This is a genomic window from Streptomyces canus (assembly GCF_001514145.1).
In the GTDB taxonomy this organism is placed as follows: Bacteria; Actinomycetota; Actinomycetes; order Streptomycetales; family Streptomycetaceae; genus Streptomyces; species Streptomyces canus.
In genome coordinates this window covers 496,990-522,723 of sequence record NZ_KQ948657.1, presented here as the reverse complement: position 1 = coordinate 522,723, position 25,734 = coordinate 496,990, and the positions used below count along the sequence as shown (strand labels likewise).

Annotated in this window: 24 protein-coding genes; 15 read left to right on the top strand and 9 right to left on the bottom strand. The window is 70.8% G+C overall.

Annotated features, from left to right (window positions below):
* Nucleotides 1-4 precede the first annotated feature (4 nt).
* From AQJ46_RS07235 to AQJ46_RS07225, 3 genes are all read right to left on the bottom strand, one after another.
* Nucleotides 5-487: a succinate dehydrogenase hydrophobic membrane anchor subunit gene (locus AQJ46_RS07235; RefSeq protein WP_037718879.1), complete on the bottom strand. Its 483-nt coding sequence runs from the start codon at nucleotides 485-487 to the stop codon at nucleotides 5-7.
* A 5-nt stretch (nucleotides 488-492) separates the two neighbouring features.
* Entirely contained in the window at nucleotides 493-873 is a 381-nt protein-coding gene (gene sdhC / locus AQJ46_RS07230; protein WP_007384241.1) for a succinate dehydrogenase, cytochrome b556 subunit, read from the bottom strand.
* 254 nt (nucleotides 874-1,127) lie between these two features.
* Nucleotides 1,128-1,640, bottom strand: a complete 513-nt coding sequence (locus tag AQJ46_RS07225) for a 2-oxo-4-hydroxy-4-carboxy-5-ureidoimidazoline decarboxylase (RefSeq protein ID WP_059204784.1) — start codon at nucleotides 1,638-1,640, stop codon at nucleotides 1,128-1,130.
* 155 nt (nucleotides 1,641-1,795) lie between these two features.
* On the opposite strand from AQJ46_RS07225, the gene AQJ46_RS07220 reads away from it, so the two are divergent.
* The 4 genes from AQJ46_RS07220 to AQJ46_RS07205 all read left to right on the top strand — a co-directional run bounded on the left by AQJ46_RS07220 (nucleotide 1,796) and on the right by AQJ46_RS07205 (nucleotide 5,578).
* Nucleotides 1,796-3,436 (top strand): family 20 glycosylhydrolase, encoded by a 1,641-nt coding sequence (locus tag AQJ46_RS07220; RefSeq protein WP_059204783.1) that lies wholly within the window; start codon nucleotides 1,796-1,798, stop codon nucleotides 3,434-3,436.
* Between the two features lie 122 nt (nucleotides 3,437-3,558).
* Nucleotides 3,559-4,326, top strand: coding sequence for a DUF4328 domain-containing protein (locus tag AQJ46_RS07215; protein ID WP_059204782.1), 768 nt, complete (start codon nucleotides 3,559-3,561; stop codon nucleotides 4,324-4,326).
* Between the two features lie 87 nt (nucleotides 4,327-4,413).
* The gene (locus AQJ46_RS07210; RefSeq protein WP_059204781.1) at nucleotides 4,414-4,917 is read left to right on the top strand and encodes a hypothetical protein; all 504 of its coding nucleotides are present in this window, start codon (nucleotides 4,414-4,416) and stop codon (nucleotides 4,915-4,917) included.
* Between the two features lie 76 nt (nucleotides 4,918-4,993).
* Nucleotides 4,994-5,578 carry a hypothetical protein gene (locus AQJ46_RS07205; RefSeq protein WP_059204780.1) on the top strand — a complete coding sequence of 195 codons (585 nt, stop codon included), beginning with the start codon at nucleotides 4,994-4,996 and terminating at the stop codon, nucleotides 5,576-5,578.
* A gap of 9 nt (nucleotides 5,579-5,587) precedes the next feature.
* Here the strand turns inward: AQJ46_RS07205 and AQJ46_RS07200 are convergent, their stop codons facing one another.
* Nucleotides 5,588-6,049 (bottom strand): hypothetical protein, encoded by a 462-nt coding sequence (locus AQJ46_RS07200; RefSeq protein ID WP_059204779.1) that lies wholly within the window; start codon nucleotides 6,047-6,049, stop codon nucleotides 5,588-5,590.
* A 177-nt stretch (nucleotides 6,050-6,226) separates the two neighbouring features.
* Between AQJ46_RS07200 and AQJ46_RS07195 the strand changes: the two genes are divergently transcribed.
* Together AQJ46_RS07195 and AQJ46_RS07190 are read left to right on the top strand one after the other, a co-directional pair.
* Nucleotides 6,227-6,664 (top strand): hypothetical protein, encoded by a 438-nt coding sequence (locus AQJ46_RS07195; RefSeq protein WP_404828383.1) that lies wholly within the window; start codon nucleotides 6,227-6,229, stop codon nucleotides 6,662-6,664.
* A gap of 74 nt (nucleotides 6,665-6,738) precedes the next feature.
* On the top strand, nucleotides 6,739-8,211 hold the full coding sequence (locus tag AQJ46_RS07190) for an MFS transporter (RefSeq protein ID WP_059204777.1): 1,473 nt from the start codon (nucleotides 6,739-6,741) through the stop codon (nucleotides 8,209-8,211).
* Between the two features lie 4 nt (nucleotides 8,212-8,215).
* On the opposite strand, the gene AQJ46_RS07185 is transcribed toward AQJ46_RS07190, so the two are convergent.
* A complete protein-coding gene (locus AQJ46_RS07185) occupies nucleotides 8,216-10,396 on the bottom strand; it encodes a peptidoglycan recognition protein family protein (RefSeq protein ID WP_059204776.1) in 2,181 nt (726 codons plus the stop codon).
* A gap of 291 nt (nucleotides 10,397-10,687) precedes the next feature.
* On the opposite strand from AQJ46_RS07185, the gene AQJ46_RS07180 reads away from it, so the two are divergent.
* The 4 genes from AQJ46_RS07180 (at nucleotide 10,688) to AQJ46_RS07165 (ending at nucleotide 14,094) form a co-directional block, all read left to right on the top strand.
* On the top strand, nucleotides 10,688-11,305 hold the full coding sequence (locus AQJ46_RS07180) for an RNA polymerase sigma factor (RefSeq protein ID WP_057607744.1): 618 nt from the start codon (nucleotides 10,688-10,690) through the stop codon (nucleotides 11,303-11,305).
* The gene (locus AQJ46_RS07175) at nucleotides 11,302-12,042 is read left to right on the top strand and encodes a hypothetical protein (protein ID WP_059204775.1); all 741 of its coding nucleotides are present in this window, start codon (nucleotides 11,302-11,304) and stop codon (nucleotides 12,040-12,042) included. The genes AQJ46_RS07180 and AQJ46_RS07175 overlap by 4 nt, the downstream gene beginning before the upstream one ends.
* Before the next feature lie 328 nt (nucleotides 12,043-12,370).
* Nucleotides 12,371-13,033 (top strand): RNA polymerase sigma factor, encoded by a 663-nt coding sequence (locus AQJ46_RS07170; RefSeq protein WP_057607742.1) that lies wholly within the window; start codon nucleotides 12,371-12,373, stop codon nucleotides 13,031-13,033.
* On the top strand, nucleotides 13,033-14,094 hold the full coding sequence (locus tag AQJ46_RS07165) for a hypothetical protein (RefSeq protein ID WP_059204774.1): 1,062 nt from the start codon (nucleotides 13,033-13,035) through the stop codon (nucleotides 14,092-14,094). Before AQJ46_RS07170 ends, AQJ46_RS07165 begins: the two co-directional genes overlap by 1 nt.
* Before the next feature lie 221 nt (nucleotides 14,095-14,315).
* Here the strand turns inward: AQJ46_RS07165 and AQJ46_RS07160 are convergent, their stop codons facing one another.
* Nucleotides 14,316-15,137 (bottom strand): L,D-transpeptidase family protein, encoded by an 822-nt coding sequence (locus tag AQJ46_RS07160; RefSeq protein ID WP_059204773.1) that lies wholly within the window; start codon nucleotides 15,135-15,137, stop codon nucleotides 14,316-14,318.
* A 123-nt stretch (nucleotides 15,138-15,260) separates the two neighbouring features.
* On the opposite strand from AQJ46_RS07160, the gene AQJ46_RS07155 reads away from it, so the two are divergent.
* Nucleotides 15,261-16,841: an acyl-CoA mutase large subunit family protein gene (locus AQJ46_RS07155; RefSeq protein ID WP_059204772.1), complete on the top strand. Its 1,581-nt coding sequence runs from the start codon at nucleotides 15,261-15,263 to the stop codon at nucleotides 16,839-16,841.
* A gap of 17 nt (nucleotides 16,842-16,858) precedes the next feature.
* Entirely contained in the window at nucleotides 16,859-17,509 is a 651-nt protein-coding gene (gene leuE / locus AQJ46_RS07150) for a leucine efflux protein LeuE (RefSeq protein WP_059204771.1), read from the top strand.
* On the opposite strand, the gene AQJ46_RS07145 is transcribed toward leuE, so the two are convergent.
* Nucleotides 17,499-18,896: an FAD-dependent oxidoreductase gene (locus AQJ46_RS07145; protein WP_059204770.1), complete on the bottom strand. Its 1,398-nt coding sequence runs from the start codon at nucleotides 18,894-18,896 to the stop codon at nucleotides 17,499-17,501. The two genes, leuE and AQJ46_RS07145, sit on opposite strands and share 11 nt — an antisense overlap.
* A gap of 70 nt (nucleotides 18,897-18,966) precedes the next feature.
* Here AQJ46_RS07145 and AQJ46_RS07140 point away from each other — a divergent pair, with 70 nt between their 5' ends.
* The gene (locus AQJ46_RS07140) at nucleotides 18,967-19,644 is read left to right on the top strand and encodes a TetR/AcrR family transcriptional regulator (protein WP_059204769.1); all 678 of its coding nucleotides are present in this window, start codon (nucleotides 18,967-18,969) and stop codon (nucleotides 19,642-19,644) included.
* Here the strand turns inward: AQJ46_RS07140 and AQJ46_RS07135 are convergent.
* Together AQJ46_RS07135 and AQJ46_RS07130 are read right to left on the bottom strand one after the other, a co-directional pair.
* Nucleotides 19,610-20,482, bottom strand: coding sequence for a class I SAM-dependent methyltransferase (locus tag AQJ46_RS07135; RefSeq protein WP_059204768.1), 873 nt, complete (start codon nucleotides 20,480-20,482; stop codon nucleotides 19,610-19,612). The genes AQJ46_RS07140 and AQJ46_RS07135 overlap by 35 nt on opposite strands.
* Before the next feature lie 80 nt (nucleotides 20,483-20,562).
* Nucleotides 20,563-21,699 carry an acyltransferase family protein gene (locus AQJ46_RS07130; RefSeq protein ID WP_059204767.1) on the bottom strand — a complete coding sequence of 379 codons (1,137 nt, stop codon included), beginning with the start codon at nucleotides 21,697-21,699 and terminating at the stop codon, nucleotides 20,563-20,565.
* A gap of 240 nt (nucleotides 21,700-21,939) precedes the next feature.
* Here AQJ46_RS07130 and AQJ46_RS07125 point away from each other — a divergent pair, with 240 nt between their 5' ends.
* Both AQJ46_RS07125 and AQJ46_RS07120 read left to right on the top strand, forming a co-directional pair.
* Complete coding sequence (locus tag AQJ46_RS07125; RefSeq protein WP_059204766.1) at nucleotides 21,940-23,403, top strand: glycosyltransferase family 29 protein; 1,464 nt, start codon at nucleotides 21,940-21,942, stop codon at nucleotides 23,401-23,403.
* Entirely contained in the window at nucleotides 23,400-25,733 is a 2,334-nt protein-coding gene (locus AQJ46_RS07120) for a glycosyltransferase (protein WP_059204765.1), read from the top strand. The genes AQJ46_RS07125 and AQJ46_RS07120 overlap by 4 nt, the downstream gene beginning before the upstream one ends.
* The last annotated feature ends 1 nt before the right edge of the window (nucleotide 25,734 follow it).

Here is a 25,734-nt window from a genome sequence, read left to right as displayed (position 1 = left end):
GTGCCTAGCGGATGTTCGGGTCGAAGGTGAAGATCACCAGCGTGCCGAGCAGGATGGTGAACACCGTGGCGGTGTAGAGCAGGCCCTTGAGCCACAGCCGGGTGTTCGGGCGCTCCGCGTAGTCGTTGATGATCGTGCGCAGACCGTTGGCGCCGTGCAGCATCGCGAGCCACAGCATCATCAGGTCCCAGACCTGCCAGAACGGGGACGCCCAGCGGCCCGCGACGAACGCGAAGCCGATCTTCGACACGCCGCCGTCCAGCACCAGCTGGATCAGCAGGTGGCCGATGACCAGGACGACGAGCACGACACCGGACAGGCGCATGAACAGCCATGCGGCCATCTCGAAGTTGCCGCGGGTGGAGCGAGGCGTCTTCTTGGTGCGCTTGCGCGGAGCCTCGATGAGGGGCGCCGGGTTGTCGACGCCGTAGCCGGAGTCGCCCTCTACGGGGCCGATGCCGGAAGCGGTGGTTTCAGTGGTCGCCATCGGTGTCAGCTCCCGAACAGTTCACGAGCGGCGTGGCCGAGGACGGGGTAGATCGCCCCGATCATGAGCACGACCCACAGGCCCACGACGGACCAGAGCATCTGCTTCTGGTAGCGCGGGCCCTTCGACCAGAAGTCGACGGCGATGACGCGCAGGCCGTTGAGCGCGTGGAAGAGGATGGCCGCGACGAGGCCGTACTCCAGACACGCGACGAGCGGGGTCTTGTACGTGGCTACGACCTTGTCGTAGTCCTCGGGGGAGACACGGACGAGAGCGGTGTCCAGCACGTGAACGAACAGGAAGAAGAAGATGAGGACGCCGGTGACTCGATGAGCCACCCAGGACCACATTCCTTCCCGGCCGCGGTACAGCGTTCCAGCCGGCACGGAAGTCCCTCCGGGAGCGGGGTATCGGGGCCTGCCGGCTTGTGCTGTCGGTCGGGCCCGGCCGGGTACGGTCCACCGGCCCCCAGCATCGTAGCGATGCGCTGCCGCTGGGCTTACCCCGGGCCTACCTGTGTGATCAAAGTGGCACGCAGATGGGTGAGCGGCGGCGGCGTCTGGGGTGGTCTCGACTGTTATGTGCCGGGTGCGGGTTGTGTGGGGCTGGTCGCGCCCACGCGGCGGTAGCCGCACATCGACTACAGCCCCGCGCCCCTCAAAGCCATCACCAACCGTTGCCTTGCCAGGCGGCGGAGTTCCTCTGCTGCCACCACCCGTTCGTCGTCCGGATCGTTTGTCAATCGTGACCGGATGCCTGCCAGCGCATGGTCCACGGCCTCAGCGGCGGGCAGGCCGTCCAGGCAGATGACGAAAGCGTGGCCGAAGCGGGCCTCGTAGGCCGCGTGGGCCGCGTCCATGGCCATGTGGGCTGCCGAATACGCCCCCTCCGGCACCACGGGGAGCGTCTCCGCCGCCAGGGCCTCGGAGAGATCCGACACAGTCAGGTCGTACGCCGCCTCGTCCGACGCGGCGAGCAGGGCGTCCACGGTCGGATAGGGGCGGTGGGCCGCGACCCGCTCCGCCCAGCGGAGGCTGCGCAGGCAGTCCAGGAGAAGGAGCCTGGCCTCGTCGGCGGGCGCGATGTTGAAGGCGTCCAGGACGGTGGGCAGGCACGGTATGGCCGGTCGGCCGGGAGAATGTGTGGGCGTCACGTGTGTTTCGGCAGGGGAAGCTGTGAGCGGAGTGACATCAGGTTATCGAGAGTGGACATGACCTGTCCGACGGATGCCCGATTTTCACCCGCACGGGGGCGTTTCGGCATGGTTGGAGGACGCGGTCCTCTCTCCCAAGGCCCTAGGTTGGCGATGTGAGCCAGCACAGGAAGCGAACGGAGAAGCAGGCACGGGGGCTGATCGCGGGGGCGGTCGTCGTCACCGTCGGGGTCGGGGTGGGCCTCGGTCTGTGGGCGGGCGGCGACAGCGACCCGGCCGGATCGGCCAGTTCCCGGGCCGAGTCACCCCTGGGCGGCAGAGCGGAAGGCTCCCCGGCCCCTTCGAGGGCCCCGAGCCCGACCCGGTCGTACCCCCTGTCCACCACACCCCGCACCATCCCGGCCGTCCGCGCCCACACCCCGGCGCGCGGTCCCGGCTGGCGTCCCGCCCCCGGCCTGCGCGTGGTCGTGAACGACGCCGGCCTCGCCGACGAGGGACGTCTCCTCGCCGGCGAGCTGGGGCTGACGTACGCCGGGAAGAAGGACGACATACGCGCCGGGGACGTACGCCTCACGGTCAAGGGCGGCAAGGGCGCGAACCCGGAGTCGTACCGGATGACCGTGCGCGGCGGGCGGGTCGCCATCAGCGGGCCGGACGACGCGGGGGTGTTCTACGGCACCCGCACGCTCAAGCAGGCGGTGCACGGTGGCGCTACGGCGCCGGAGGGCGTCGTGCGCGACGAGCCCGCCAAGCCGGTGCGCGGATTCCTCCTGGACATCGCGCGCAAGAACTTCACGGCCGGCTGGATCGAGGACCGGGTCCGGGAGCTGGGCGACCTGAAGTTCAACCGGCTCCAGCTGCACTTCTCCGACGACCAGGCGTTCCGGATCGAGTCCGCCTCGCACCCGGAGATCGTGTCGGCGCAGCACCTGACCAAGGCGCAGGTGAAGAGGATCGTCGCCCTCGCGGCGCAGCGGCACATCACCGTCGTACCGGAGATCGACTCGCCCGGACACCTGGGGGCCGTCATCGCCGCCCACCCGGAGCTTCAGCTGCGCAGTGCGGCGGGGAACGTGGCGCGCGGGGCCGTCGACATCTCCAACCCCGCCTCCGCCAAGATCGTCGACGACCTGCTGAACGAGTACGCCGGCCTGTTCCCCGGCGCCGACTGGCACCTCGGCGGCGACGAGTACCGCGCGCTCATGGTGTCCGACCCGGAAGCGACCTACCCGCAGCTCGCCACCGCCGCCAGGAAGGCCTACGGCGCCGGCGCCACCGTCGAGGACCTGACCACGGGCTGGCTCAACGACCGCGCCGCCACCGTCCGGGCGCACCGCAGGGCCCCGATCGCGTGGAACGACGGCTTCTTCCGCGGCACGTCCGTCCGGGCCGCCGACGACATCCGGGTCGGATATTGGACGGGCAAGGAGATCGGCGCCCGGCTGCCGGTGGAGTATCTGAGCGCGGGACGCAAGGTCGTCAACTACAACGACGAGTTCCTCTACTACGTCCTCGGGCAGCCCAACCGCTTCTTCTATCCGACGGGACAGCGGATCTACGAGCAGTGGACCCCGCGAGTCCTCCGCGGTACGACGGCCGTCCCCTCGAAGTACGACAGCCAGATCCTCGGCGGGTACTTCGCGGTGTGGTGCGACTTCCCGAACGCGCAGACGCAGGACCAGGTCGCGGCAGGCATCCGGATGCCGCTCCGGGCGACCACGCAGAAGCTGTGGGATCCGGGAAAGCCCGCCCTGACCTGGACGCGGTTCAAGGCGCTCGCGGACCGTCTGGGCTGAGGAGCCGGGGATTCCTGTGGACGTACGGGGCCGTCGAACCGTATGTTCCGCATGCCGCGCGTGAGGCTCTGGGGAGAACCCGCGCGGTCGGCTGATCATCCGCACCTCGGGGGGACCTCACCATGCTCTGTACGCGCTGCCTGCACGCCGAAGCCGCACCGGACGGCGTCCTGTGCGCCGGGTGCGCCACGCCCACCGGGTTCGCGGCCCCGCCGGCCGGTGGCACACCGAGGATCTGGCTGCGCTCGCCGGTCGGCCTCGGACGCGCCACCGCGATCCTGCTCGGACTGGCCGCGGCCGTCGACGTGTTCGCCCTCGGCGCGGACTTCCTCATGTACGACGTCACGGGCGACCTCGTCGGCGGCGGCACCGGGGCGGCCGTACTGGACCGGGCCGATCTGGCGGACAAGCTCACCGCCGCGGCCGGCAGCGTACAGCTGCTCGTGATGCTGGCCTGTGCCGTCGTCTTCGTGCTCTGGCTGTGGCGGGTCCGGCGCAACGCCGAGGTGTTCGCCCCGGACGGACACGACAAGGCGCGTGCCTGGGTGATCGCCGGCTGGGTCGTGCCGATCGCGAGCCTGTGGTACCCGCGCCGGGTCGTGGTCGACATCTGGGACGCGAGCAGCACGGGGGACAGGCCCGCCGGGCATGCCCTGATCAACATCTGGTGGACGCTGTGGCTCCTCTCCCAGACCATCGGGCGGGCCCTGTACACCCCGTTCGACGTGGCCGACACCCCCCAGGAGATCCACGACTCCGTGACGCAGACGATGGTCGCGGACGGTCTCGACCTCGTGGCCGCCGTGCTCGCCGCCGCCGTCGTGCTCCGGCTGACCCGGATGCAGGACGAGAAGGCCCGCCAGGGACCCGCGGTGCCCGTCGCCGTATGACGGATTTGGTCCATCCTGCTGCGAACTGCCGTACGAATGTGGTGTATTCGGGCCCGAGCCGTACCGAGCAGCCAGGGGGAACCGGGGATGGGCTACTGGGGTTACTTCGTCGTGGGCCGCGGGGAGCGGCCGCTGGCCGAGCTGGACGCGCTGGCCGGAGCCGAGGGCATGGTCCTGCGCGAGTCGGCGCCCGGCGGATGGCAGGTCTGGGAGTACGCGAACGGCGAGGGCGATGTCGGGAACATGAACGCCCTTGCCCTGGAGAGCGGTTCGCCCGCGCTCTTCGGATACGTCATGGACAGCGCCTCGGTCGTCCTGGAGGCGGCGGGGCCGGAGAGCGGGGCCTGGACGACCTGTCTGGCCCGCAGCGCCATGGCCGAGTACATCGGGGGCGGCGAGGAGGGGCTGACCCTGGAGGACTACTTCCTGGAGCCCCGGGACGCGGCCGCGCGGGCCGTCGCGTGGGCGGCGGAGGCGGGGCACGAGGTGGCCGAGGAGTCACTGCTCGACGTACTGAGCGCCGCCCCCGACCCGTTGGCCGAAAACCTCTTCTTCCGTATGCTCGACCGGCTCGGTGTGGTGCCCCTGTGACACTCCCGGGCCATCGCGCGCAGTAAGGGGAAGTGCGGGTTCCGTAAGGGGATACCGCTCGGCGAGGGAGGCGTGGATGAGTCTGGTGGAGCTGATCGGCCAGGCCGACGAACGCGGACTGGCCGCCAGCGGGTTGGCTTGTTTGGATCGCTGCATCCCGCTGCTCGGTGGCGATGACGAGGTTCTTCGGCCCCTGTGGGCGGGGCTCGCGGACGACGCCGGGGCCGCGGAGTGGGGCGAACGGCTGGAGCAGGTGCGGGGGAAGCTGGGCGGGGAGTTCGGGGCGGGCGGCTTCTCCGGCTCCGGCTCCGGTGAGGACGAGGCCGTGCTGCTGGCCCGCCGGATGCTCGCCGCCGCGCCGGTCGAACGGTCCGCCGCCGGGATACGGGTGTGGGCCGACGCCTGCTCGGTCGCCGCGCTCCGGATCCACCGGCTGCTCGACCCCCTGAAGGACGCCGGCGACTCGGTCGACGCCCGTCGCGAGGGCCGTACGGAGGGCATGTCTCCCCTCGTCGCCGCCGAGCTGCGCCGCCAGATCACCGTCCTGGAACTCCTCGCCGGCCACGGCCCGGCAGGCCTGCGCCCGGCCCTGGAGGTGTCGACGGAGGGCCGCCGGGTGCTGCGCGCGGTGGTGTCCCGCAGGAGTCGGCGGCGGGGGTGAGGGAGTGGCTCAGTGGACGAGCCACTTGACCACCGCGTCCCCGTACCGCGCCGTCTGCTCGTAGAACGCCGTCAGATCCCGGTGCGCCGCCGCGAACACCCCCCGCGCCTCGCGTTCCGCGACCGCCCCGCCGTGTCTGGGCAGCAACTCCTCGCGGACGACCAGCCACAGGGCCTCGAAGTCGGCCGAACCGAGGTATGCCGAGACGCGGTTCGCCCGGGCCGCCGTCAGGAGCAGGAACGGGGGCTTGTCGTGGTCGCCCGGGTAGACCGGCAGTCCGCCGAGGACCACCTCGGCGCCGGCGTAGAGGAGTTCGTGGTCCAGGTAGGACTTGTCCAGCACCTCCTCCCGATGTCGTCCGATGCGTTCGCGGACGGCGTCCCAGTCGTCCTCGAACAGCCGTTGCATCCAGTTCGCGCTGTTGCGCAGGGCCGAGGGCGGCACCGCGCGGAGATGGAAGTAGTCGCTCATCAGAGACAGGAGCGCAGCGGAGGGTCGAATCGTCACTCTGGCGTCAACCTCGCTACAGAGAGGGTCCTGTGACCGTCCGGAGAGGGATACGGCGAAGGTGGGTCGGTCCTGCACCGGTCCGCGCGAAGGCCCCGATCCGGGTGACGAAACACCTCGCTGAGACGCTTTCCCCAAGTGATGACTGATGTGACGGCTCATACGACCGCTGATGTGACGACCCGCCAGGCACCCCTGCCCGCGACCAGGCCCTCCGCCGCGACCAAGCCCGTGCGCTGGGCGGCCGACGCGGTGTCGGCCCTGCGCGAGGGCGCACGTGTCCGGCTCGACTACTCGGCGCAGAGCCTGTGGCGCGTCGACCGGCTGATCGAGGAGATACGGAGGGAGGGGGCGCCGTACGCCGCCGTGGAGACCGTGTTGCGCGGGCTCGGCGCCTACGCCGGTGAGGTCGTCGTCCGCCAGGTGGGTGCCGAGTGGTGGACGAGCGGCGGCGACCACTGGGTCCGTACGCCCGACGGACGGCTGTGGGACCCGGTGGACGAGGCCCGCCGCTGCTACGCCGGGGACGGCTCGCTGCGACTGCTGTGCCGGGATGCGACGGGTGCCGTGCGGCGCTGACCGAGGACGCAAAAAAACCGTAATAAGAGACGCTGCCGTTCCCAAAGGGGCGGCGGCAGGCGCACGATGGGGTCATGGCCGACAACCGTCGTTGGTGGGCGCTGGTGGTCATCGCGCTCGCCCAGTTGATGGTCGTGCTGGACATGACCATCGTGAACATCGCCCTGCCGTCCGCCCAGGCCGACCTGAACATGTCGGACGCGAACCGGCAGTGGGTGATCACCGCGTACACCCTCGCCTTCGGTGGACTGCTGCTGCTCGGCGGGCGGATCTCCGACCTCGCCGGGCGCAAGACCACCTTCATGATCGGGCTCCTCGGCTTCGCCGGCGCCTCCGCGCTCGGCGGGGCCGCGACGGGGCAGGGGATGCTGTTCGGGGCGCGGGCCCTGCAGGGCGTGTTCGCCGCCCTGCTCGCGCCGGCCGCGCTGTCGCTGCTCGCGACGACGTTCACCGAACCGAAGGAGCGGGCGAAGGCCTTCGGGGTGTTCGGGGCGATCGTCGGGGCGGGCGCCGCGATCGGGCTGCTCGCGGGCGGTCTGCTCACCGAGTATCTGGACTGGCGCTGGTGTCTGTACGTCAACGTGCCCATCGCGCTGGTCGCGTTCGCGGGCGCGTGGGCGATCCTCGCACCCGGGGGACGGCACCCCGACGCCCACCTCGACGTGCCGGGCGCGCTGCTCGGCTCGGGCGGCATGCTGGCGCTGGTGTACGGCTTCTCCGAGGCGGCGTCCCGGGGTTGGGACGACGGGCTCGTGGTGACCCTGCTGGTCGCCGGAGTTGTGCTGCTCGCCGCCTTCGGGGTGTGGCAGGCCCGGGCGCGGGTGCCGTTGCTGCCGATGTCGGTGATCAAGGACAGGCAGCGCGTGGGCGCCTTCCTGACCGTGCTGTTCGTCACCGTCGGGATGTTCGGCGTGTTCCTCTTCCTGACGTACTACCTGCAGGGTGTCCTCGGATGGTCGCCGCTGAAGACCGGGCTCGCGTATCTGCCGATGACGGCCGCGATGATCGTCGGCTCGACGCAGATCGCCGCACGGCTGCTGAGCAGGGTGCCGCCGAGGACCCTGATCGTGCCCGGACTGCTCGTGGCCGCGGGAGGGTTGGCCATCATCGCGCAGGTCGGCGTCGAGCCGGCGTACGTCTCGCACGTCCTGCCCGGGATGCTGATGCTGGGTCTCGGCATGAGTACGGCGATGATGACCTCCATCTCGCTGGCCACCGGCAGTGTCGCGCCGCGTGACTCGGGGGCGGCCTCGGCGACCTTCAACACGGCCCAGCAGGTGGGCGGTTCGATCGGTACGGCCCTGCTGAACACGATCGCCGCGAGCGCGACCGCGACCTATCTGACCGCGCACGCCGGCCCCGGCGTCGACAAGCGGCTGCTCCAGGCCGAGGCCACGGTGCACGGCTTCAACGTGGCCACCTGGTGGGCGTTCGGGGCGCTGCTGCTGGCCGCGCTGATCGCGGGAGTCGTCGTGAACGCGGAACGGGCGCCCACTCCCCAGGGTGCGGGGGAGCGGACGCCCGAGCCGGTGGACACGCTGGGCTGAGGCCCTACTTGATGTAGACCAGGCCGTCCGTCGTGATCGTCGGGCGGCCGCTGGTGCCCACCACCACGATCTTCACCGTGTGCTTGGCGCTGCTGGACCAGGACTTGGTCCAGATCGCCTGGCGGTAGGCGGTGGTCGAGGACTTCAGGTCCACGGTCGCGACCTTGGTGCCGTCCACGTACACGTACGCCTGCCCGGAGGTGGACGCCCGCGAGACCACCCACGCGGCGGACTTGCCGGTGAACGTCCAGGTCAGGCTCGCGTTCTTGGAAGCGCTGGAGTACGACTTGCCGCCGAGGTAGCTGGTGGAGGAACGGGTCGTCCAGCTGCCGGACTTGGTGGCCGAGGTCTCCTGAAGGATCATCGGCGTGTACGAGGGGGACGACGTACGGGTGTTGCCCGCGACGTCGTACGCCTTCATCGACCAGGTGCTCGCGGTACCGGGCTTGGCGGAACGGCTGGAGCTGGTGGTGGTCGGGCCGAAGGTGGCCGTCGTCGGGGACAGCAGGCTCACCTGCTTCAGGGCCTGCGAGTCGGCGGCCTTCCAGCCGAGGGTGACCGGGGCGGCGGTGGTGGAGACCGTGCCGGTGCGCAGGGTGATCTTCGGTGTGGTGGAGAAGGTCGGCGCGGTGGTGTCGGTCACGACCGTCAGCGCGGTGGTCGTCGCCGTCTTGCCGGACTGGTGCACGGCCCGTACGGCGACCTTGTGGCTGCCCGCGGCCAAGGTGGTGCCGGCCGAGGTGGCCGTACCGGACGTGGTGGCGACGACCTTGCCGTCGACCAGCACCTCGAACTTCGAGATCAGCGAACCCGGCGTGGTGGCCGACCACTTCGCCGTGATCGCGCCCTTGGTCCAGTACGTCGAGCCGGACAGGGTCGCGCCGCTCAGCGAGGTGAGTTTCAGGCCCTGCACCGGGCCGGACGCCCAGGCGCGGATGGTCGGCAGCTGGGCGTAGAGGGAGTTGCCCGGGCACTCGGTGGCGTAGCCGTCACGGTGGCCGGAGATCCGGTTGAAGGTGTAGGACTCACCGGCGGTGAAGCTGGTACCGGCGAGGTTCTTCTGGGTCGCGCCCGCCTTCAGCTGGACCGTCGAGTTGGGGTCGACGCCGTACTGGCCGAGCTTCCAGGCCGCGATCCGGGCGACCGAGGTGAGGGCGGCGTTCGAGGCGCCCGTTGCGGTGTACTCGCCGAGGACCGCAATGCCGGTGGACTCACGGTTCCAGCCGTAGGTGTGCGCGCCGAGGACCGGCAGGTCCACGCCGCCCTTGCGGCCCTCGAATATCGTGCCGCACTTGTCGACCAGGAAGTTGTAGCCGATGTCGTTCCAGCCGTTGCCGCTGGGGGCTGGGGCGGTGTGGTACGCGTAGATGGCCCGCACGATCGACGCCGATTCGGCGCAGGTGTAGTCGTTCGACCCGGCCGTGTGATGGACGAAGACGGCCTTCACATCGGCGTTGTACTCCGACGGGTCGGGGCTGAGCGACTCGTCGGCGCCCCAGCCGGCGCGGGAGACGATCGACGGCTCGGGGACCGTCGACGGGGGCGCGGTGGGCGTGGTGGCGGTCGGGGTCGGCGTCGCGGTCGCCGTCGGGGAGGCGGTGGACGTGGCCGTGTCGGTCGGGGTCGGGCTCGGCGTCACGTCCTCGGCGTACGCCGCCGGGTCCGTGTCGTCGCCCGTGTCCCGCTGCTCCGCGGCGGTCGCGATGCCCGGGTCGACCAGGTTGACCTTGAGACCCGAGGGCAGTCCGGCGCTGGTGGTGCCGTCCTCGTGGACGACCTGTACCTCGACACCGTCCGAGGGGCCCACCCACAGGGGTTCGGACGCGCCGCGTGCCCCGGCCCGCTCGTCGGGGTCCTCCACCGGGTCCGCGTCCGTCTCCAGGTCCTGCCAGGATGTCCACGCGCCGGTGTCGATGCTCCGGGTGCGTACCTGCGCCTTGCCGTCGAGCCGCTTGGTCGCCCCCGTCCAGGAGATGCCGAGCAGCGAGAACTGCTTGGTCTCGGTGCGCGGCAGCTCGCGCTCGCCGGTCTCGGGAGCCTTCAGCGCGAGGTTGTAGACCTTCACCGGCCGCTTGGGCTGCAGATCCCCCGCGGTGTCGGTCGACGGACTGGCGACGGCGTAGGTCGCGATGCCGCCGCCTCCCAGAACCACCGCACCGAGCGTCAGCCACGCCCGCCGCTTCATGCTGAGCGGTCTGTACGCACGGCTTTGACGACGACTCACTACCCCACCCCTGAATTTGGTCACAGACCCTTGAATCCGGTCACAGAAACACCACCTGTCTCACAGGTGGCACTTACACAGCGTACGAACACTCCCAGGTGTCACAGGTGTTCGGGGTCTGGTGCCCGGGATGTCCCACCCGCTGTGACACTTCTGTGAGGTCCGACGCTGTTGACCGTGGGGGACATGGGCAAGGGTGGACCGTGCCGGACGGTGCGGAATCGCCATGAACCGGTACGGACAGGAAAGTTCTTGGGCCAGGGAGGGGAACCCCGCCGCGTGCAGGCGTACGACGGGGAACTGGGCGCGGCCGTCGCGCGGGCCCAGGAAGGCGACGAGACCGCCTTCGCGGTCGCCTACCGGCTGGTGCAGCCCGGACTGCTCGGGTATCTGCGCGGGTTGGTCGGGGAGGACGCGGAGGACGTGGCGTCGGACGCCTGGCTGGAGATCGCGCGGGACCTGGGCCGGTTCAAGGGCGACGGGGCGGGCTTCCGCGGCTGGACCGCGACCATCGCCCGGCACCGGGCCCTGGACCATCTGCGCCGGCAGCGGGTACGGCCCCGGTCGGCGGCGCTGGAGCAGGACATGCTGGACCTGCCCGGCCCGCACAGCACGCACGACCAGGCGCTGGAGTCCCTCTCCACCGAGTACGCCCTCGAACTGGTCCGGGGGCTCCCGCGCGACCAGGCCGAAGCGGTGTTGCTGCGGGTCGTCGTCGGACTGGACGGCCCCGCCGCCGCCCGCGTCCTCGGCAAGCGCCCCGGTGCGGTGCGCACCGCGGCGTACCGGGGGCTGAAGCGGCTGGCGCACCAGTTGGGCGCCGAGAGTGTGACGGATGACGGCCCCCGGACGCTGGGGGAGTCGACATGACAGGTGAGGACACCACCTCGGACAGGGACGGACACGGCATGGGTGACGAGCGGAGCGGCGATGCCCCCGGCCGTCGGCATGCGCGCGCGGAGGAGACCCCGCGGGACAGTCCCCTCGAGGCGCTGTTCGCCGCGGCCCTTCGCGGGGAGAAGTCCGACGGCGAGGCGGAGCTGCGGGCCGTGGCCGCCTTCCGGGCGGCGAGGGACACCGGGGCGCACCGGGCGCGGACCCGGCGGCGGGACGACTGGCGGCCCCGCGCGCAGCGGCGCCGGGCACGTTCGCTGAAGGCGACGCTCTCCGTGCTCCTCGCGAGTCTCACCCTCGGCGGTGTCGCCTACGCGGCGATCGGGTCTGCGGGCGGCGGTGCGGCCAAGGGGGCGGCGGGCGGCAAGGACGTACGCCCGAGCGTCTCGGCGAGCACCCCGGCCGAGTCGCACAGCAGCGCGAGGCCCACCGCGTCCGCCCCCGCCGAGCGCCCGCCCACCGCGAAGGACACCCTGGCCCACTGCCGCGCCTACGAGAAACTCCGGGGCCGGGGCAAGGCGCTGGACTCCACGGCGTTCCAGCGGCTCGTGACGGCGGCCGGCGGCGAGGCGAACGTGAGTGCTTACTGTGCCGCGCTGACGGGCACGGGGGCGGCCGACGCGAAGGACGCGGCCGACGCGAAACCGGGGCAGCAGAAGGCCAAGACGAGCGCCCCCCAGAACGCGGACAAGAACAAGTCCAAGAAGCAGTGACCCGGCGCGGGTGAACCGCGGAGACGACCGGGGCCGCCACCCCCCACAGGAGAGGCCCCGGCCGTCGCGCGGCACGGGCCGCGCGGCGGCCCGTACTTCCTTCAGCGCCATGGGTGCGGTTTCTGTCACACCCCGCAGGGCCGGCCTCGGATCACGAGGTAGTTGCAATTTGTACGGACATGGACGAGCAGCGGTTTCAAGTCGTAACGTGCCTTTCGCGCCGGGCGCGGAAGTTGAATGATCAGCGCGACTCTCGAGCGATCACCACAACCCCTCGACGGCTCGAAGCGGCGACCATCGATCGCGACCATGTATTGAGGATTCACGGGTGCTGGGGGACGACGCGGAGTTGACTGCCGCGGTGCTTGCGGCACAGGACGGGGACGAGACCGCGTTCCGGACTGTGTACCGCGCGGTGCACCCGCGGCTGCTCGGATACGTCCGGACACTGGTCGGTGATCCGGACGCCGAGGACGTGGCCTCCGAGGCCTGGCTCCAGATAGCCCGTGACCTGGACCGGTTCGACGGGGACGCGGACCGCTTCCGCGGCTGGGCCGCACGGATAGCCCGCAACCGCGCCCTCGACCACATCCGGATGCGCGGCCGCCGACCCGCCATCGGCGGCGACGAGACCGAGCTGACCGGGAAGCCCGCAGAGTCGGACACCGCGGGCGAGGCCATCGAGGCGCTGGCCACCGGCAGCACCCTCTCGCTCATCGCCCGGCTGCCCCAGGACCAGGCCGAGGCAGTGGTGCTGCGGGTGGTGGTCGGCCTGGATGCCAAGACCGCCGCCGAGACCCTCGGCAAGCGTCCCGGCGCGGTACGCACGGCCGCGCACCGTGGTCTGAAACGGCTCGCCGAGCTCCTCGGCGAGGATCCGGAATCGGCCGGCGCACTCGATGCCCTGCCGCCCCAGCGAGAACCGCAGGACAGTGCGGTGACGTCCGCGAGTGTGACGCATATGCGTCCGCGGACGCAGAAGGACATGTGATGGCCGACGAGAGCTACGAGTGGCTGGACCTCGAGACAGCGGAGCGGTTGCTGCGCGGCGAGTCACTGGAAGCTGTCGACGCGGCCGACCGCGACCACGCAGAACGGCTCGCGAAAACGCTGGAGGCGCTGACCACGGAACCCGCGCCGACCAGCGGCGGACTTCCCGGCGAGGAGGCCGCGCTGGCCGCGTTCCGCAGGGTGCGCGCGGATCGTGCGGACGACTGGGTGAGCCCGGCCGCCCGGGGCCGGAACCGGCCCGGAGCCGGCCGCTCCGACACCGGTCTCGTGCGGATCGGCGCACCGGACGCGGGGGCCCGCCGTCCCCGTCGGCGGCGCCCCGCGCACCTCGCACTGGCCGCCGTACTGGCCGTGGGCATGGTCGGCGGAGTGGCCGTCGCGGCCGGAACCGGAGTCCTGCCGCACTTCGGGGACGGCGAACCGGAACCCGCCGCGTCGGTGTCGGCCGCCGTCACCCCGGACCGCCCGCTCGTCTCGCCCTCGGCCCCTGAGGTCGCGCCCTCGCCCGAGAACTCCCCCTCCGGTGGGGCGGGCTCCCGGGACACGGCACGCGGTGACACCGGCGCGGCGCCCGACACGGGTTCCGAAGGGCCGGGCGTACGACCCCGCAGGGACTGGAACGGATCCGTCTCGGCCTGCCGGGACATGCGTGACGGCAAGAACCTCGACCCGACCCGCAAGCGTTCCCTGGAGAACGCGGCCGGCGGCACCTCGCGGGTGTGGAAGTACTGCAGGGGTGTCCTGTCCGGCGCCGGCACCCGGGGCGACGCCAAGGCGGCCCCCGACGACCGGACGGGCGACGGCAAGGCCGAGGACTCCGGCAACAACGACGACAACGACACGAGCGGCCACGAGGACCGGAACGGCCACGGAGACCGGAACGGGCACGGGAACGGCCACGGCGACGGCGACGGCCAGTTCACGTCCCCCGGCAGGAACCACCACGACCCGGACGGCGGCGCCTCGGACGCCCCGCTCACCTCGCCCGGGGCAACGATGTCGCCGACCCCGCGGCCGAGCCCGTCGTACAGCGCGATCTGACCACTCCACGCGTCGCTGACCTGCACTTTTCTCACCCACCACGATTTCGGTCGCGGTGGGTGTGACGTTTTCGGCCGCTGAGGCGCAGTACTGAGTGAGCCGACTGGTCATCGGCCGTCGCACAGAGCCGGGGTTCCCCCCGTACCTACGGCTCGTGCACCTGGCGCGGGCGGGACACGTTCCCCCGGTCCCGTCCGCGCCCCTGATCCTCCTCGCGGAACTCACCAGTGGACGACGACCTTGTCGCCGTTCCGTACCTGGGCGAACAGGCCGGCGATCGCCGCCTCGTCCCGCACGTTCACGCAGCCGTGCGAGGCACCCGCGTATCCGTGGGCCGCGAAGTCGGCCGAGTAGTGCACCGCCTGGCCGCCACTGAAGAACATGGCGTACGGCATCGGGGAGTCGTAGAGCGTCGACACATGGTGCCGGGACTTCCAGTAGACGCTGAACACGCCCTCACGGGTCGGCGTCCCCACCGACCCGAAGCGGACCGGCACGGTCGTCACCGTCCGGCCGTCGATCATCCAGCGCAGTGTCCGGCTCGTCTTGCTGATGCACAGCACCCGCCCGGTCAGACAGCGAGCGTCCGGCGCGTCGGCCGGCTGCCCGCCCATCAGATACAGCTCCCACTTACCGGGCTTCTGGGTCATGTCCTTCAGCCGCTTCCAGGTGACCGTGTCGGTCTTCCCGGTCCTCGGCAGCCCGCGCTTGCCCTGGAACCCCTTGACGGCCCGTTCGGTGAGATCGTCGTACGACCCCGTCGGTCCGTCGTAGAGCCACGCGACCTGCCGGAGCCGGGCCTGCAACTCCCGCACGTCCCGCCCCGAGTCGCCGCGCGACCACAGCACGGCGGCGGGCGCGGCGGAAGGAGCGGACGGTGTCGCACTCGGCTTCGGGTCGTCGTCCGCCGGTGGCGTACTGCGCTTCGGGACCTCGATCCGTACCGGCAGATGCCGCTTCCCGTCGCCGTCCCCGTCGGCGGTCCGCACCGTACAGCCGCAGGCCATCGCCAGGACCAGCAGTGCGGCGAACGATCTCCCCATGCCCGTAGTACGCATCCGGACCCCCTGTCGTCTCACCGGCATCCCCTGAGATGTCTCCCCCCGGACGGCCGGTTGCGAACGACCCGGCGGCGCTTCGCCCGAGACCGCAATACGGTGGTGGGCATGACGCGTGAGTCGGAGTCCGGACTGCCCATCGAACCCGTCTACGGTCCCGAGACCCTTCAGGGCTGGAGCCCCGAGGAGAAGCTCGGCGAGCCGGGCGGGTACCCGTTCACGCGGGGGGTGTACCCGTCGATGTACACGGGCCGCCCCTGGACGATGCGCCAGTACGCCGGTTTCGGCACGGCGACGGAGTCCAACGCCCGCTACCGGCAGCTGATCGCCCACGGCACGACGGGTCTGTCGGTCGCCTTCGACCTGCCCACCCAGATGGGCCACGACTCCGACGCGCCGATCGCGCACGGCGAGGTCGGCAAGGTCGGTGTGGCGATCGACTCGATCGACGACATGCGGGTGCTGTTCGGCGGGATCCCGCTGGACCAGGTGTCCACGTCGATGACGATCAACGCCCCGGCGGCTCCCCTGCTGCTGCTGTACCAACTGGTCGGCGAGGAACAGGGCGTCGGCGCGGACCGGCTCACCGGCACGATCCAGAACGACGTGCTGAAGGAGTACATCGCGCGCGGCACGTACATCTTCCCGCCGAAGCCGTCGCTGCGGCTGATCGCCGACATCTTCAAGTACTGCCAGGCCGAGATCCCCCGGTGGAACACGATCTCGATCTCCGGCTACCACATGGCGGAGGCGGGTGCCTCGCCCGCGCAGGAGATCGCGTTCACGCTGGCGGACGGCATCGAGTACGTGCGCACGGCGGTCGCGGCCGGCATGGACGTCGACGACTTCGCCCCGCGCCTGTCGTTCTTCTTCGTGGCGCGGACGACGATCCTGGAGGAGGTCGCCAAGTTCCGTGCGGCCAGGCGCATCTGGGCGCAGGTCATGCGGGACGAGTTCGGTGCGCGGAACCCGAAGTCGCTGATGCTCCGCTTCCACACCCAGACGGCCGGCGTCCAGCTGACGGCCCAGCAGCCGGAGGTCAACCTGGTCCGGGTCGCCGTCCAGGGCCTCGCCGCCGTTCTCGGTGGCACCCAGTCGCTGCACACCAACTCCTACGACGAGGCCATCGCGCTGCCCAGCGACAAGGCCGCCCGCCTGGCCCTGCGCACCCAGCAGGTGCTGGCCCACGAGACCGACGTGACGGCGACGGTCGACCCCTTCGCGGGCTCGTACGTCATCGAGAAGATGACGGACGACGTCGAGACGGCCGCGCGGGACCTGATGCGGAAGGTCGAGGACCTCGGCGGCGCGGTCGCCGCCATCGAGCACGGCTTCCAGAAGAACGAGATCGAGCACAACGCCTACCGCATCGCCCAGGAGACCGACGCCGGCGAGCGGGTGGTCGTGGGTGTCAACCGTTTCCGGCTCGACGAGGAGGAGCCGTACGAGCCCCTTCGCGTCGACCCCGCCATCGAGGCCCAGCAGGCGGAGCGGCTGGCCCGCCTCCGTGCCGAGCGCGACCGGTCCGCGGTGGACTCGGCCCTCGCCGCACTGAAGAAGGCCGCCGAGGGCGAGGACAACGTCCTCTACCCGATGAAGGACGCGCTCAGGGCCCGCGCGACGGTGGGCGAGGTGTGCAACGCGCTGCGCGAGGTGTGGGGCACGTATGTCCCGGCGGACGCGTTCTGAGTGCGACACTCGTTCCCATGTTCGGTGTCATCGACCTCCCCACCTATCTGGCCGGCCTCGTCCTGATCGTCCTGCTGCCCGGGCCCAACTCGCTGTACGTCGTCTCCGTCGCCGCGCGGCGGGGCGTGCGGGCGGGCTACACGGCGGCGGCGGGCGTCTGGTGCGGGGACACGGTGCTGATGACCCTGTCCGCGGCCGGGGTCGCCTCGCTGCTCCAGGCCAACGCCGTGCTGTTCGGGATCGTGAAGTACGCGGGGGCCGGGTATCTGACCTGGCTCGCGGTGGGGATGCTGCGGGCCGCGTGGGGGATGTGGCGGACCCGGCGGGAGCAGACCGCCGAGGAGGCTCCTGTCACCGGGGCCGGTGACGAGCGGCCGTATCGCAGGGCCCTCGTGGTCAGCCTGTTCAACCCCAAGGCGATCCTGTTCTTCGTCGCCTTCTTCGTGCAGTTCGTGGATCCGGGCTACGCGTATCCGGCGATCTCGTTCGTCGTCCTGGGAGCCTTCGCCCAGCTGGCCAGCTTCCTGTACCTCACCGCGCTGATCTTCGGCGGGACGAGGCTGGCGGACGCCTTCCGGCGCCGACGGCGGTTGTCGGCGGGAGCCACTTCGGCGGCGGGGGCGCTGTTCCTCGGGTTCGCGGTGAAGTTGTCGTTCGCTAGCGCGTGACCCTGCGGCCGACATAACCCACCAGCGTCGAGGCGTCCTCACCCGCCCAGCCCACATAGCCGTCCGGACGCACCAGGAACAGCCCCTTCCCGTACGACGGCTGGTCCTCGCCGGTGACCACACGCACGGACTCCGGCAGCTCCGGTGCCTCCACGCCCACCGCCACCAGCGTCCAGTGCGGGCCCCGGAACGCATCGAAGAGGCGGACGTCGCCCAGCTTGCCGTCGGGGGCGCGATCGCCCGCGCGGAGCCCGCTCGGTGCCGTGCGTGTCTCCTCCGTCAGGGACGAGTCCGGGTAACCCAGGCCCAGTTGGCGGGTCGCCTCGCCGCGCCGGACCTCGCCCCGGTGCACGCCCGTCGAGATGCCGAGCATGTGCGCGGCGATGGGCCGGCGTTCCTCCTCGTAGGTGTCCAGGAGGGCGGCCGGGGCACCGTCCCGCAGCACCGCGCCCAGCTTCCAGCCCAGGTTGTACGCGTCCTGGACGCTCGTGTTCAGGCCCTGGCCGCCCGCTGGGGAGTGGACGTGGGCCGCGTCACCGGCGAGGAAGATCCGGCCGGAGCGGAAACGGTCCGCGAGGGCCGCGCGGGGCCGGAAGTCGGAGGCCCAGCGGACCTCGGTCACCGACTCGGCGGCCAGGTGGGAGCGGGCCGCGACGACCGCGCGGACGGCGTCGAGGGACAGGTCCACCTGAGTGCCCTCCGGGAACTGGGCCACGAGCTGGAAGTCCTCGGTGCCGGCGAGCGGGCAGATCGCGAGGTAGCCGCTCTCGCCGCGCGGCGGGAAGACGTGCCAGTTGTCCCGGTCGAGGCCGGTGATGCGGACGTCCGCGACGAGGAGGGGGTTCGGGTCGACCGTCTCGCCGGTCATGCCGATGCCGAGCGTCCGGCGGACGACGGAGCGCCCGCCGTCGGCGGCGACCACGTACCGGGCGCGGACGTCCGCGCCCGCCGCGAAGCGCACGGTCACCCCGTCCGCGTCCTGCTCGAACCCCACGACCTCCAGGCCGAAGGACACCCGCCCGCCCAGCTCCTCCAGCCGTGCGAACAGCACCTCCTGGGTGCGCCACTGCGGCACCATCCACGGCGCGTTGTACGGCGAGTCCTCCGTCGCCTCGGCCGGGTCGAACATCCGGTGTTCGCCGACCCGCTCGCCGTCCTGCCAGACCATGCCGACCGGGTAGGTCCCGCCGACGGCGAGGATCGCGTCGAGCACGCCGAGGTCGTCGAAGACCTCCATCGTGCGCGGCTGGAGGCCCTTGCCGCGTGAGCCCGGGAACAGCCGGTCCGCCTTCTCCACGACCAGCGCGTCCACGCCCCGCCGGGCGAGGTCGATGCCGAGGGCGAGCCCCGTGGGGCCGGCGCCGACGACCAGTACATCCGTGTTCATACCCATCTCCTTAACACTGTTAAGTGCCGCTGCCGTAGAGAGTGCCCTTAACGCTGTTAAGCTGTCAAGCGTGAGTACGGAGAAACGCCCGCCCCTGGACCGCGCCCGGGTCGCCGACACCGCCCTGAAGCTCCTGAACGAGGTGGGCCTCGACGGCCTCACCCTGCGGGCCATCGCCAAGGAACTCGACGTCAAGGCCCCTGCCCTGTACTGGCACTTCAAGGACAAGCAGGCGCTGCTCGACGAGATGGCGACGGAGATGTTCCGGCGCATGGTCGCCGGGACCCAGCTCGACCCGTCGGACACCTGGCGCGAACGCCTGCTCAAGTCCAACCGCGGCCTGCGCACCGCCCTGCTCGGCTACCGCGACGGCGCCAAGGTCTACAGCGGCTCACGCTTCACGGGTCTGGTCCACGTCGAGCAGATGGAGGAGACCCTCCGTCTCTTCACGGCCGCCGGCTTCACCCTCGCCCAGGCGGTCCGGGCCACATCGACGTCGTACCTCTACACCCTGGGCTTCGTCACCGAGGAGCAGGGCGTGGAGCCCCTGCCCGGCGAGCGCCGAGAAGGCTTCGACGTGGCGGAACGCGCCCGCCTGATGGACGGCTTCCCGTTGTCGGCGGCGGCGGGCGCGGAGATCTTCCAGGACTTCGAGCGGCATTACGAGGAGGGGCTGGCCCTGGTGCTGGCGGGAATCGAGAAGCAGTACCTGCCTACCGGGCCCGAACCTTCCGCACCGCACGCGTGACCACGGGCGGCAACAGATCCACGGCGATCCGCCTGGCCGGAGACCGACGCGGCTTCGGAGCGGGGACGGGCGTGGCCGCCGGCGCGACATAGTGCCGGGAGCGGGGGAAGGGCGGCGCCTGCATCTTCTGCGCCCGCGCCCGAATCAGCCGGTGACCGGCCGCCTCCTGCACACTCAGCCCCACATCCGCCCGCCCTCGCAGCATCTCCAGCAGCTCCTCCTGGACGGGCTCCGGGTCCCCCCACGTCCCGTACAGCTTCTGCGTGCTGAGGCAGATCGGCCGCAGCCCGCGGTTCAGCACGGCCTCCCACACGGCGACGGAGACACCGGGGGTGTGCTCGGAGCGGAAGTCGTCCAGGACGACCAGCCCGTCCGGCAGCAGGATCTCGCGCGCTGCGCCGATGTCGTCACGCACATGCTCGTACAGATGCGAGGCGTCGATGTGGACGAAGCGGCAGGTGCCCGCCTTCACCTCGCCGGAGATGACCGAGGTGGGGGCCTCGATCACCCTCGGCAGGGTGTCGTGGAAGGAGAGGTAGTTCCGCTCAAAGGTCTCGCGGGTGAGGGAGGCGTACGACTTGGAGGTCTCCGCGCGGTTCGCGCCGTCGGGGGCCTCGCCGCCGAACAGGTCGCAGACGGTGAACGCCTCGCCCGGGCGCAGATGGTGCCCGAGCAGGATCGCGCTCTTGCCCATGTAGACGCCGAGTTCGAGGAGATCTCCGGCGAGCCGCTGTTTCTCCAGGAACCAGGTGAACAGCAGCTGGTCGAGCGGCGGGAACCAGCCAGGGACGTCCTTCAATTCACCGGGGAGCATGGGGGTCTGCTGTGAGTCGGCCATGAGACATGCTTGCTCGCTGACGCCCGGCCCAACTGGCGGCCCGCTGAACGTCCGGTGAACACATTCAGAGGTGAACAGCTTCAGAGCCGGCGGCCCAGTGCCGAGCGCAGACGCGGCGTCAGCGGCTTCTCGACGTAGCGGTTCATCAGCCAGGCCAGCAGCAGCATCCCCACGATCGTCAGCGCGAAGGTCCCGGCCGCGGGCACGCCGAGCCGGACGTGCAGCTCGTGCACGACCACCCAGCCCAGGTGCTCGTGCACCAGGTAGAAGGGGTACGTCAGCGCCCCGGCCACCGTCAGCCAGCGCCAGTTCGCCCAGCTCAGCCAGCCCAGGGCGATCGCCGCGACGGCGAGGAAGCCGAAGGCCACCACCAGCACGATGCCCAGCGTGGTGCGGTGGGCGAAGGCGTTCGGGTCGGACGCGTTCCACAGCGAACGGACCGCGTAGTGCTGCCCGATCAGGAAGCTGACGGCGACGATGCCCCACGCGTACACGTCCCGCCGGTCGCGGTGGACGAGGTAGAGGCCGACACCGCCGATGAAGAAGGAGGCGTACTCGGGCATGAACACCACGTCGAGCAGCGGCTGGTGCGCGGCCTGTGTGATCGCCGCCGCCAGCGTCCAGCCCGCACAGAACATGATCACCCGGCGCCGGGAGGCACCGGGCAGCACCACGCACAGCGCGAACAGGACGTAGAAGCGGACCTCGGCCCACAGCGTCCAGCACACCCCGAGCACCCGGTCCACGCCCAGCGGCTGCTGAAGCATGGTCAGGTTCACCAGGACGTCGCTCGGCGACAGCGCCTCGTAGGCGACCACCGGCAGCGCGAACACCGCGGTGACCAGCAGAACGGCGAACCAGTACGCGGGCAGGAGCCGGGAGGCGCGGGAGGCGAAGAACGACTTCAGGGGCCGACCCCAGCCGCTCATGCAGATCACGAATCCGCTGATCACGAAAAAGACCTGGACGCCGAGGCAGCCGTAGGAGAAATACGTGTGCAGCGTGGGGAACTGCTGTTGTGCGGAACTTCCCCAGGCCTTGGTGATCTCGCCACCCCGGCCGCCGTAGTGATACGCCGCCACCATCAGCGCGGCCACCAGCCGCAGCCCGTCCAGGGCCCGCATCCGGGTCTCCCGGGGACGTGGTGCGGACGGCGGCCCTACGGGTTGCGGCCCTTCCGGCCGCCGGGGCAGGTCGGCCGCCGGCCGGACGGTCATGCTGGTCACGGAAATCCCCTTCGCAAGCTCTGCGGAGCCTATGTCACTCCTGTGGATGCGCCCCAGCACGTTAGTCCGAATCACGGCGATGTCTTACTCATCGGGTCAACCATTAGCCGCCTGGTCCCGGTGAGTTCACCTGTATGTCGTTTTGGCTTTCTAAGTTCGCTCAGAATCCCCCCACGTCGCAATAAACCCGTGAACTTGTCTTTGCTTTGGCAAGAAAACAACAGGAGTGCCATGACGACGGTCCAGAAGAGGCGTGCACGCGCGCGTGGAGGGGAGCTGGACGAGTGCCTGCGCGCCTGCGCGGCGCACAGCGGGAAGGTCGTCGGCAGTGTCGACCGGCGCCGCGTCGAGCTCGGCGAACAGCTGCGCAAGCTGCTCGTCGTGTGGGGGACGACCGCCACCGCGGCCCCGGCGACGCCCGCCCCTTCCGGTGCGACGGCCCTGCTCAAGCGGGCCGTCAAGGGCGCCGCGACCCCCACCGCCGACATCCCCGCCGAGCTGCTCGACGCCTTGCTCGCCGTCGCCAACAAGGCCTTGGAGTGCGGTTATGACGACGAGCTGAACCTCGCCCTGATCATCAGCGACACCGTCCTCGCCCAGCGCAAGAACTCCCGCGCCGGCTGGCGGCTGCGCGCCCGGCTCCTGGAGGCGCTCGGTGAGGAGGCCGAAGCCCTGCAGGCCTACGAGCGCTATCTCGCCCTCACCGACGACGACGGCTTCGGCGTCCGCGCCCGGATCGCGGGCCTGCGCATCGCGGGGGAGAAGGAGCGCGAGCTCCTCGACCTCCTGAAGCGCCAGGTCCCCGGCGCCCGCGGGTTCGCCGCCCGCCCCGCCACCGACGTGTGGGCCGAGGGCCTCGCCGCCCATGCCGTCGGCGACTGGGCCGAGGCCGAGCCCCGGCTCGTGGGAGCGCTCCTCTCGCTGACCGACGAGAGCGCCCCCGTGCAGGAACGCCAGGAACTGCTCAGCCAGTACCTCGACCTGCGCTCCGCCGAGGACACCGACCTCGCCGCGCTCACCCAGGCCGTCGCGCTCTACGCCGAGCAGCGCCGCAACCGCATGCGCGGTCCGGTCACCGACCCGACCGTGGGCGGCGTGCAGTGGATCACCCTGGGCGAGTTCCGCAACCAGATCGCCGGCAAGTCGATCTGCCTGATCGCCAACTCCGGGCGGGTGGGCGCCAGTTCGATGGGCGCCGAGATCGACGCGTACGACCTCGTCGTCCGCTTCAACTCCTACCGGATCGACCCGAAGCACACCGGCAGCAGGACCGACATCCACGCCACGATCCACAAGCACGGCTTCAACTGGGACCAGCACGTCACCACCCGGCTCGTCTTCGGCGGGGTCTCCGGCGACTGGAAGTACTCGCTGCGCAACCGCCTGGTGCCCGGCGCCCAGACCTACCTCGGCGACGAGTCGCTGCGCTGGCCCGTGCGCAACATCGGCAAGGTCTCCACCGACGTCTGGTCCGGCATCCCGACCACCGGCTTCAACATGCTCTACCTGCTGGACTTCCTCGACGTCAGCCCGAAGCTCGACCTGATCGGCTTCGACTTCTACGAGAGCGGCCCCTACCGCGTCCAGGAAGCGATGAAGCTCGCCATCACCTCCGTGCACGAGTACACCAGCGAGAAGGCATGGGTCATGGAGCGGGCCCAGAGCGTGACCGACATGAGGATATCCCTGCGATGACCATCAACTCCCTTACCGGGACCGCCGCCCCCCTGGCCCCGGTGACCGACGCCCACGCGCTCACCGGCAAGCGCAGAATCGCCTTCGCCAGCTTCGTCGACGAGAACTACCTGCCCGGCTTCCTCGCCCTGCTGCGCAGCCTCGCCCTGTCGAACCCGGGCGTGTGCGAGGACTTCGTCGTCCTCTACGACGACCTGCGGCCCGGCTCGATCGCCCGGATCCGCGCACTGCACCCGCGGATCGTCCTCAAGCGGGTCGACGCCGACCACTACGACTCGTACAAGAAGGGCGACCAGGACAACTACCTGGTCCGCAAGGCGTACTTCATCCTGGACGTCTTCAGGATCCGCGAGTACGACACCGTCATCACGCTCGACACCGACATGGTCGTCCTCGGCGACCTGAGCGAACTCCTCCAGCTGCGCGAGGGGCTGGCGGCCGTCCCGCAGTTCTTCTACGGGCAGCACAAGCTCAACTCCGGTCTGCTGGTCATCCAGCGCGAGTACCTGAGCGACGCGTTCTGCGCCCGGCTCGACAAGTGCGGCCGGTCCGGCGACTACGAGCTCGACAAGCACGACCAGGGCATCCTCAACGCCGTCCTGGACGGCGACTTCGTGCGCCTCGACGCGCGCTACAACTTCGTCAAGCGGCGGCTCTCGGGCGACCTGCCCGTCCCCGACGACACCGCGATCCTGCACTTCACCGGCCGCCACAAGCCCTGGCAGGGCGGCGAGAGCGGCTACGGCCAAGCCGAGGACCGCTGGCGCGAGTTCGAGCTGTCCGACGCCGACTTCCAGTCCGCGTACCTGGCGTCCGCCGGCGCACTGCACCACGACCTGATCGTGCACTACGGCACCCCGCACGTGGCCCGCACCGGGGACGTCGAGGCCGCCCGCAAGGTGGCCGCCGCGCACGTCGCCTCCGGTGACTACCAGGACGCCGTCGACATCCTCGCCGGCGTCCGCATCCCCCTCGACGAGGCTTGGCCGCACGAGGTCCTCGGCCACGCCCTGATGAGCGTCTCCCGCTATGAGGAGGCGAGGACACAGCTCCTGCTGGCCGCCGCCGCCCCCAACCGGGCCGCCACCGCCTACGCCCGCCTCGCCCAGATGGCCTGGGTGCACGGCGACCACACCGAGGCCCTGACGTACGCCACGGCCGGCATGTCCGTCGACCCGACGCACCGCCCCAGCCGTCTGTGGGCACAGCGCGCGGCCGCCGTACCGGCACAGGAACTGGGCGCCCCCGAGGACCAGTTGTCCCATGTCGCCTTCTACATGGACCGCCAGGGCAACGCCGGCGACAAGCTCCTCCCGGAGAGCGTCCGCTCCGCCTTCGGCCCGGACACCACCTCCCGCCGCTGGCACTCCGTGCACGCCCACCGCCTCTTCGACGAGGCCGCCCTCCAGCGAGTCAACCGCCGCCGCGGCCTGGTCATCGGCGGCGGCGGGCTGTTCATCCCGGACACCATGCCCAACGGCAACAGCGCCTGGCAGTGGAACGTCCCGGACGAGCTGCTGAGGCGCATCGACGTCCCCATCGCGGTCTTCGCCGTCGGCTTCAACGCCTTCGACGGCCAGTCCTACCGCGCGGGCCGCTTCCGGGACTCGCTGCGCCTGCTCGTCGAGCAGTCCTCCTTCTTCGGTCTGCGCAACCACGGCTCGATCGAGAAGGTCCGGGCCATGGTCCCGGCCCAGCTGCACGACAAGATCCGCTTCCAGCCCTGTCCGACGACCGTCGCCCGGCAGCTGGTGCCCGGCTGGCAGGACCCGGCCAAGCGCGACGACACGATCCTCATCAACGCCGCCTACGACCGCGCGGGCCTGCGCTTCGGCCACGACTACGGCTACTTCCTGGCCCAGATGGCCCAGGCCGTACGGGACCTGGGCAAGCTGGCCGAGGTGCAGTGCGTGGCGCACTCCCTCGACGACGAGAAGATCGTCTTCGATTTGCGCCGCGAGCACGGCATCTCGATGCCGGTCATCCCGATGTACGACTTCGAGAACAAGGAGATCCTCGACCTCTACGCCCGCACCAAGCTGGTCATCGGCATGCGCGGCCACGCGGGAATGATCCCCTTCGGCGTCGGCACCCCGATCATCAGCCTGATCTCGCACCCGAAGATGGCGTACTTCCTGCGGGACATCGAGCGGCCCGAGTGGGGCGTCTCGGTCCACGACCGCCACCTCGCCGCCCGTCTGGTGGAGCGCTCGACGGAGCTGCTCGCCGACCACGACAGGACGGTCGCCGACGTCCACGGCCGCCAGCAGGAGCTGTGGAAGGCCACCGAGGCGAACGCGGCCGACCTCCGGGTCATCCTGGGCGGCTGAC

Excerpts from the sequence above, each read along its gene's own strand:
- AQJ46_RS07235 (WP_037718879.1), bottom strand. The coding sequence starts at position 487 with ATGGCGACCACTGAAACCACCGCTTCCGGCATCGGCCCCGTAGAGGGC.
- AQJ46_RS07215 (WP_059204782.1), top strand. The coding sequence starts at position 3,559 with ATGCTCTGTACGCGCTGCCTGCACGCCGAAGCCGCACCGGACGGCGTC.
- AQJ46_RS07210 (WP_059204781.1), top strand. The coding sequence starts at position 4,414 with ATGGGCTACTGGGGTTACTTCGTCGTGGGCCGCGGGGAGCGGCCGCTG.
- AQJ46_RS07205 (WP_059204780.1), top strand. The coding sequence starts at position 4,994 with ATGAGTCTGGTGGAGCTGATCGGCCAGGCCGACGAACGCGGACTGGCC.
- AQJ46_RS07200 (WP_059204779.1), bottom strand. The coding sequence starts at position 6,049 with ATGAGCGACTACTTCCATCTCCGCGCGGTGCCGCCCTCGGCCCTGCGC.
- AQJ46_RS07195 (WP_404828383.1), top strand. The coding sequence starts at position 6,227 with ATGACTGATGTGACGGCTCATACGACCGCTGATGTGACGACCCGCCAG.
- AQJ46_RS07190 (WP_059204777.1), top strand. The coding sequence starts at position 6,739 with ATGGCCGACAACCGTCGTTGGTGGGCGCTGGTGGTCATCGCGCTCGCC.
- AQJ46_RS07185 (WP_059204776.1), bottom strand. The coding sequence starts at position 10,396 with ATGAAGCGGCGGGCGTGGCTGACGCTCGGTGCGGTGGTTCTGGGAGGC.
- AQJ46_RS07175 (WP_059204775.1), top strand. The coding sequence starts at position 11,302 with ATGACAGGTGAGGACACCACCTCGGACAGGGACGGACACGGCATGGGT.
- AQJ46_RS07165 (WP_059204774.1), top strand. The coding sequence starts at position 13,033 with ATGGCCGACGAGAGCTACGAGTGGCTGGACCTCGAGACAGCGGAGCGG.
- AQJ46_RS07160 (WP_059204773.1), bottom strand. The coding sequence starts at position 15,137 with ATGGGGAGATCGTTCGCCGCACTGCTGGTCCTGGCGATGGCCTGCGGC.
- AQJ46_RS07155 (WP_059204772.1), top strand. The coding sequence starts at position 15,261 with ATGACGCGTGAGTCGGAGTCCGGACTGCCCATCGAACCCGTCTACGGT.
- leuE (WP_059204771.1), top strand. The coding sequence starts at position 16,859 with ATGTTCGGTGTCATCGACCTCCCCACCTATCTGGCCGGCCTCGTCCTG.
- AQJ46_RS07145 (WP_059204770.1), bottom strand. The coding sequence starts at position 18,896 with ATGAACACGGATGTACTGGTCGTCGGCGCCGGCCCCACGGGGCTCGCC.
- AQJ46_RS07135 (WP_059204768.1), bottom strand. The coding sequence starts at position 20,482 with ATGGCCGACTCACAGCAGACCCCCATGCTCCCCGGTGAATTGAAGGAC.
- AQJ46_RS07130 (WP_059204767.1), bottom strand. The coding sequence starts at position 21,699 with ATGACCGTCCGGCCGGCGGCCGACCTGCCCCGGCGGCCGGAAGGGCCG.
- AQJ46_RS07125 (WP_059204766.1), top strand. The coding sequence starts at position 21,940 with ATGACGACGGTCCAGAAGAGGCGTGCACGCGCGCGTGGAGGGGAGCTG.
- AQJ46_RS07120 (WP_059204765.1), top strand. The coding sequence starts at position 23,400 with ATGACCATCAACTCCCTTACCGGGACCGCCGCCCCCCTGGCCCCGGTG.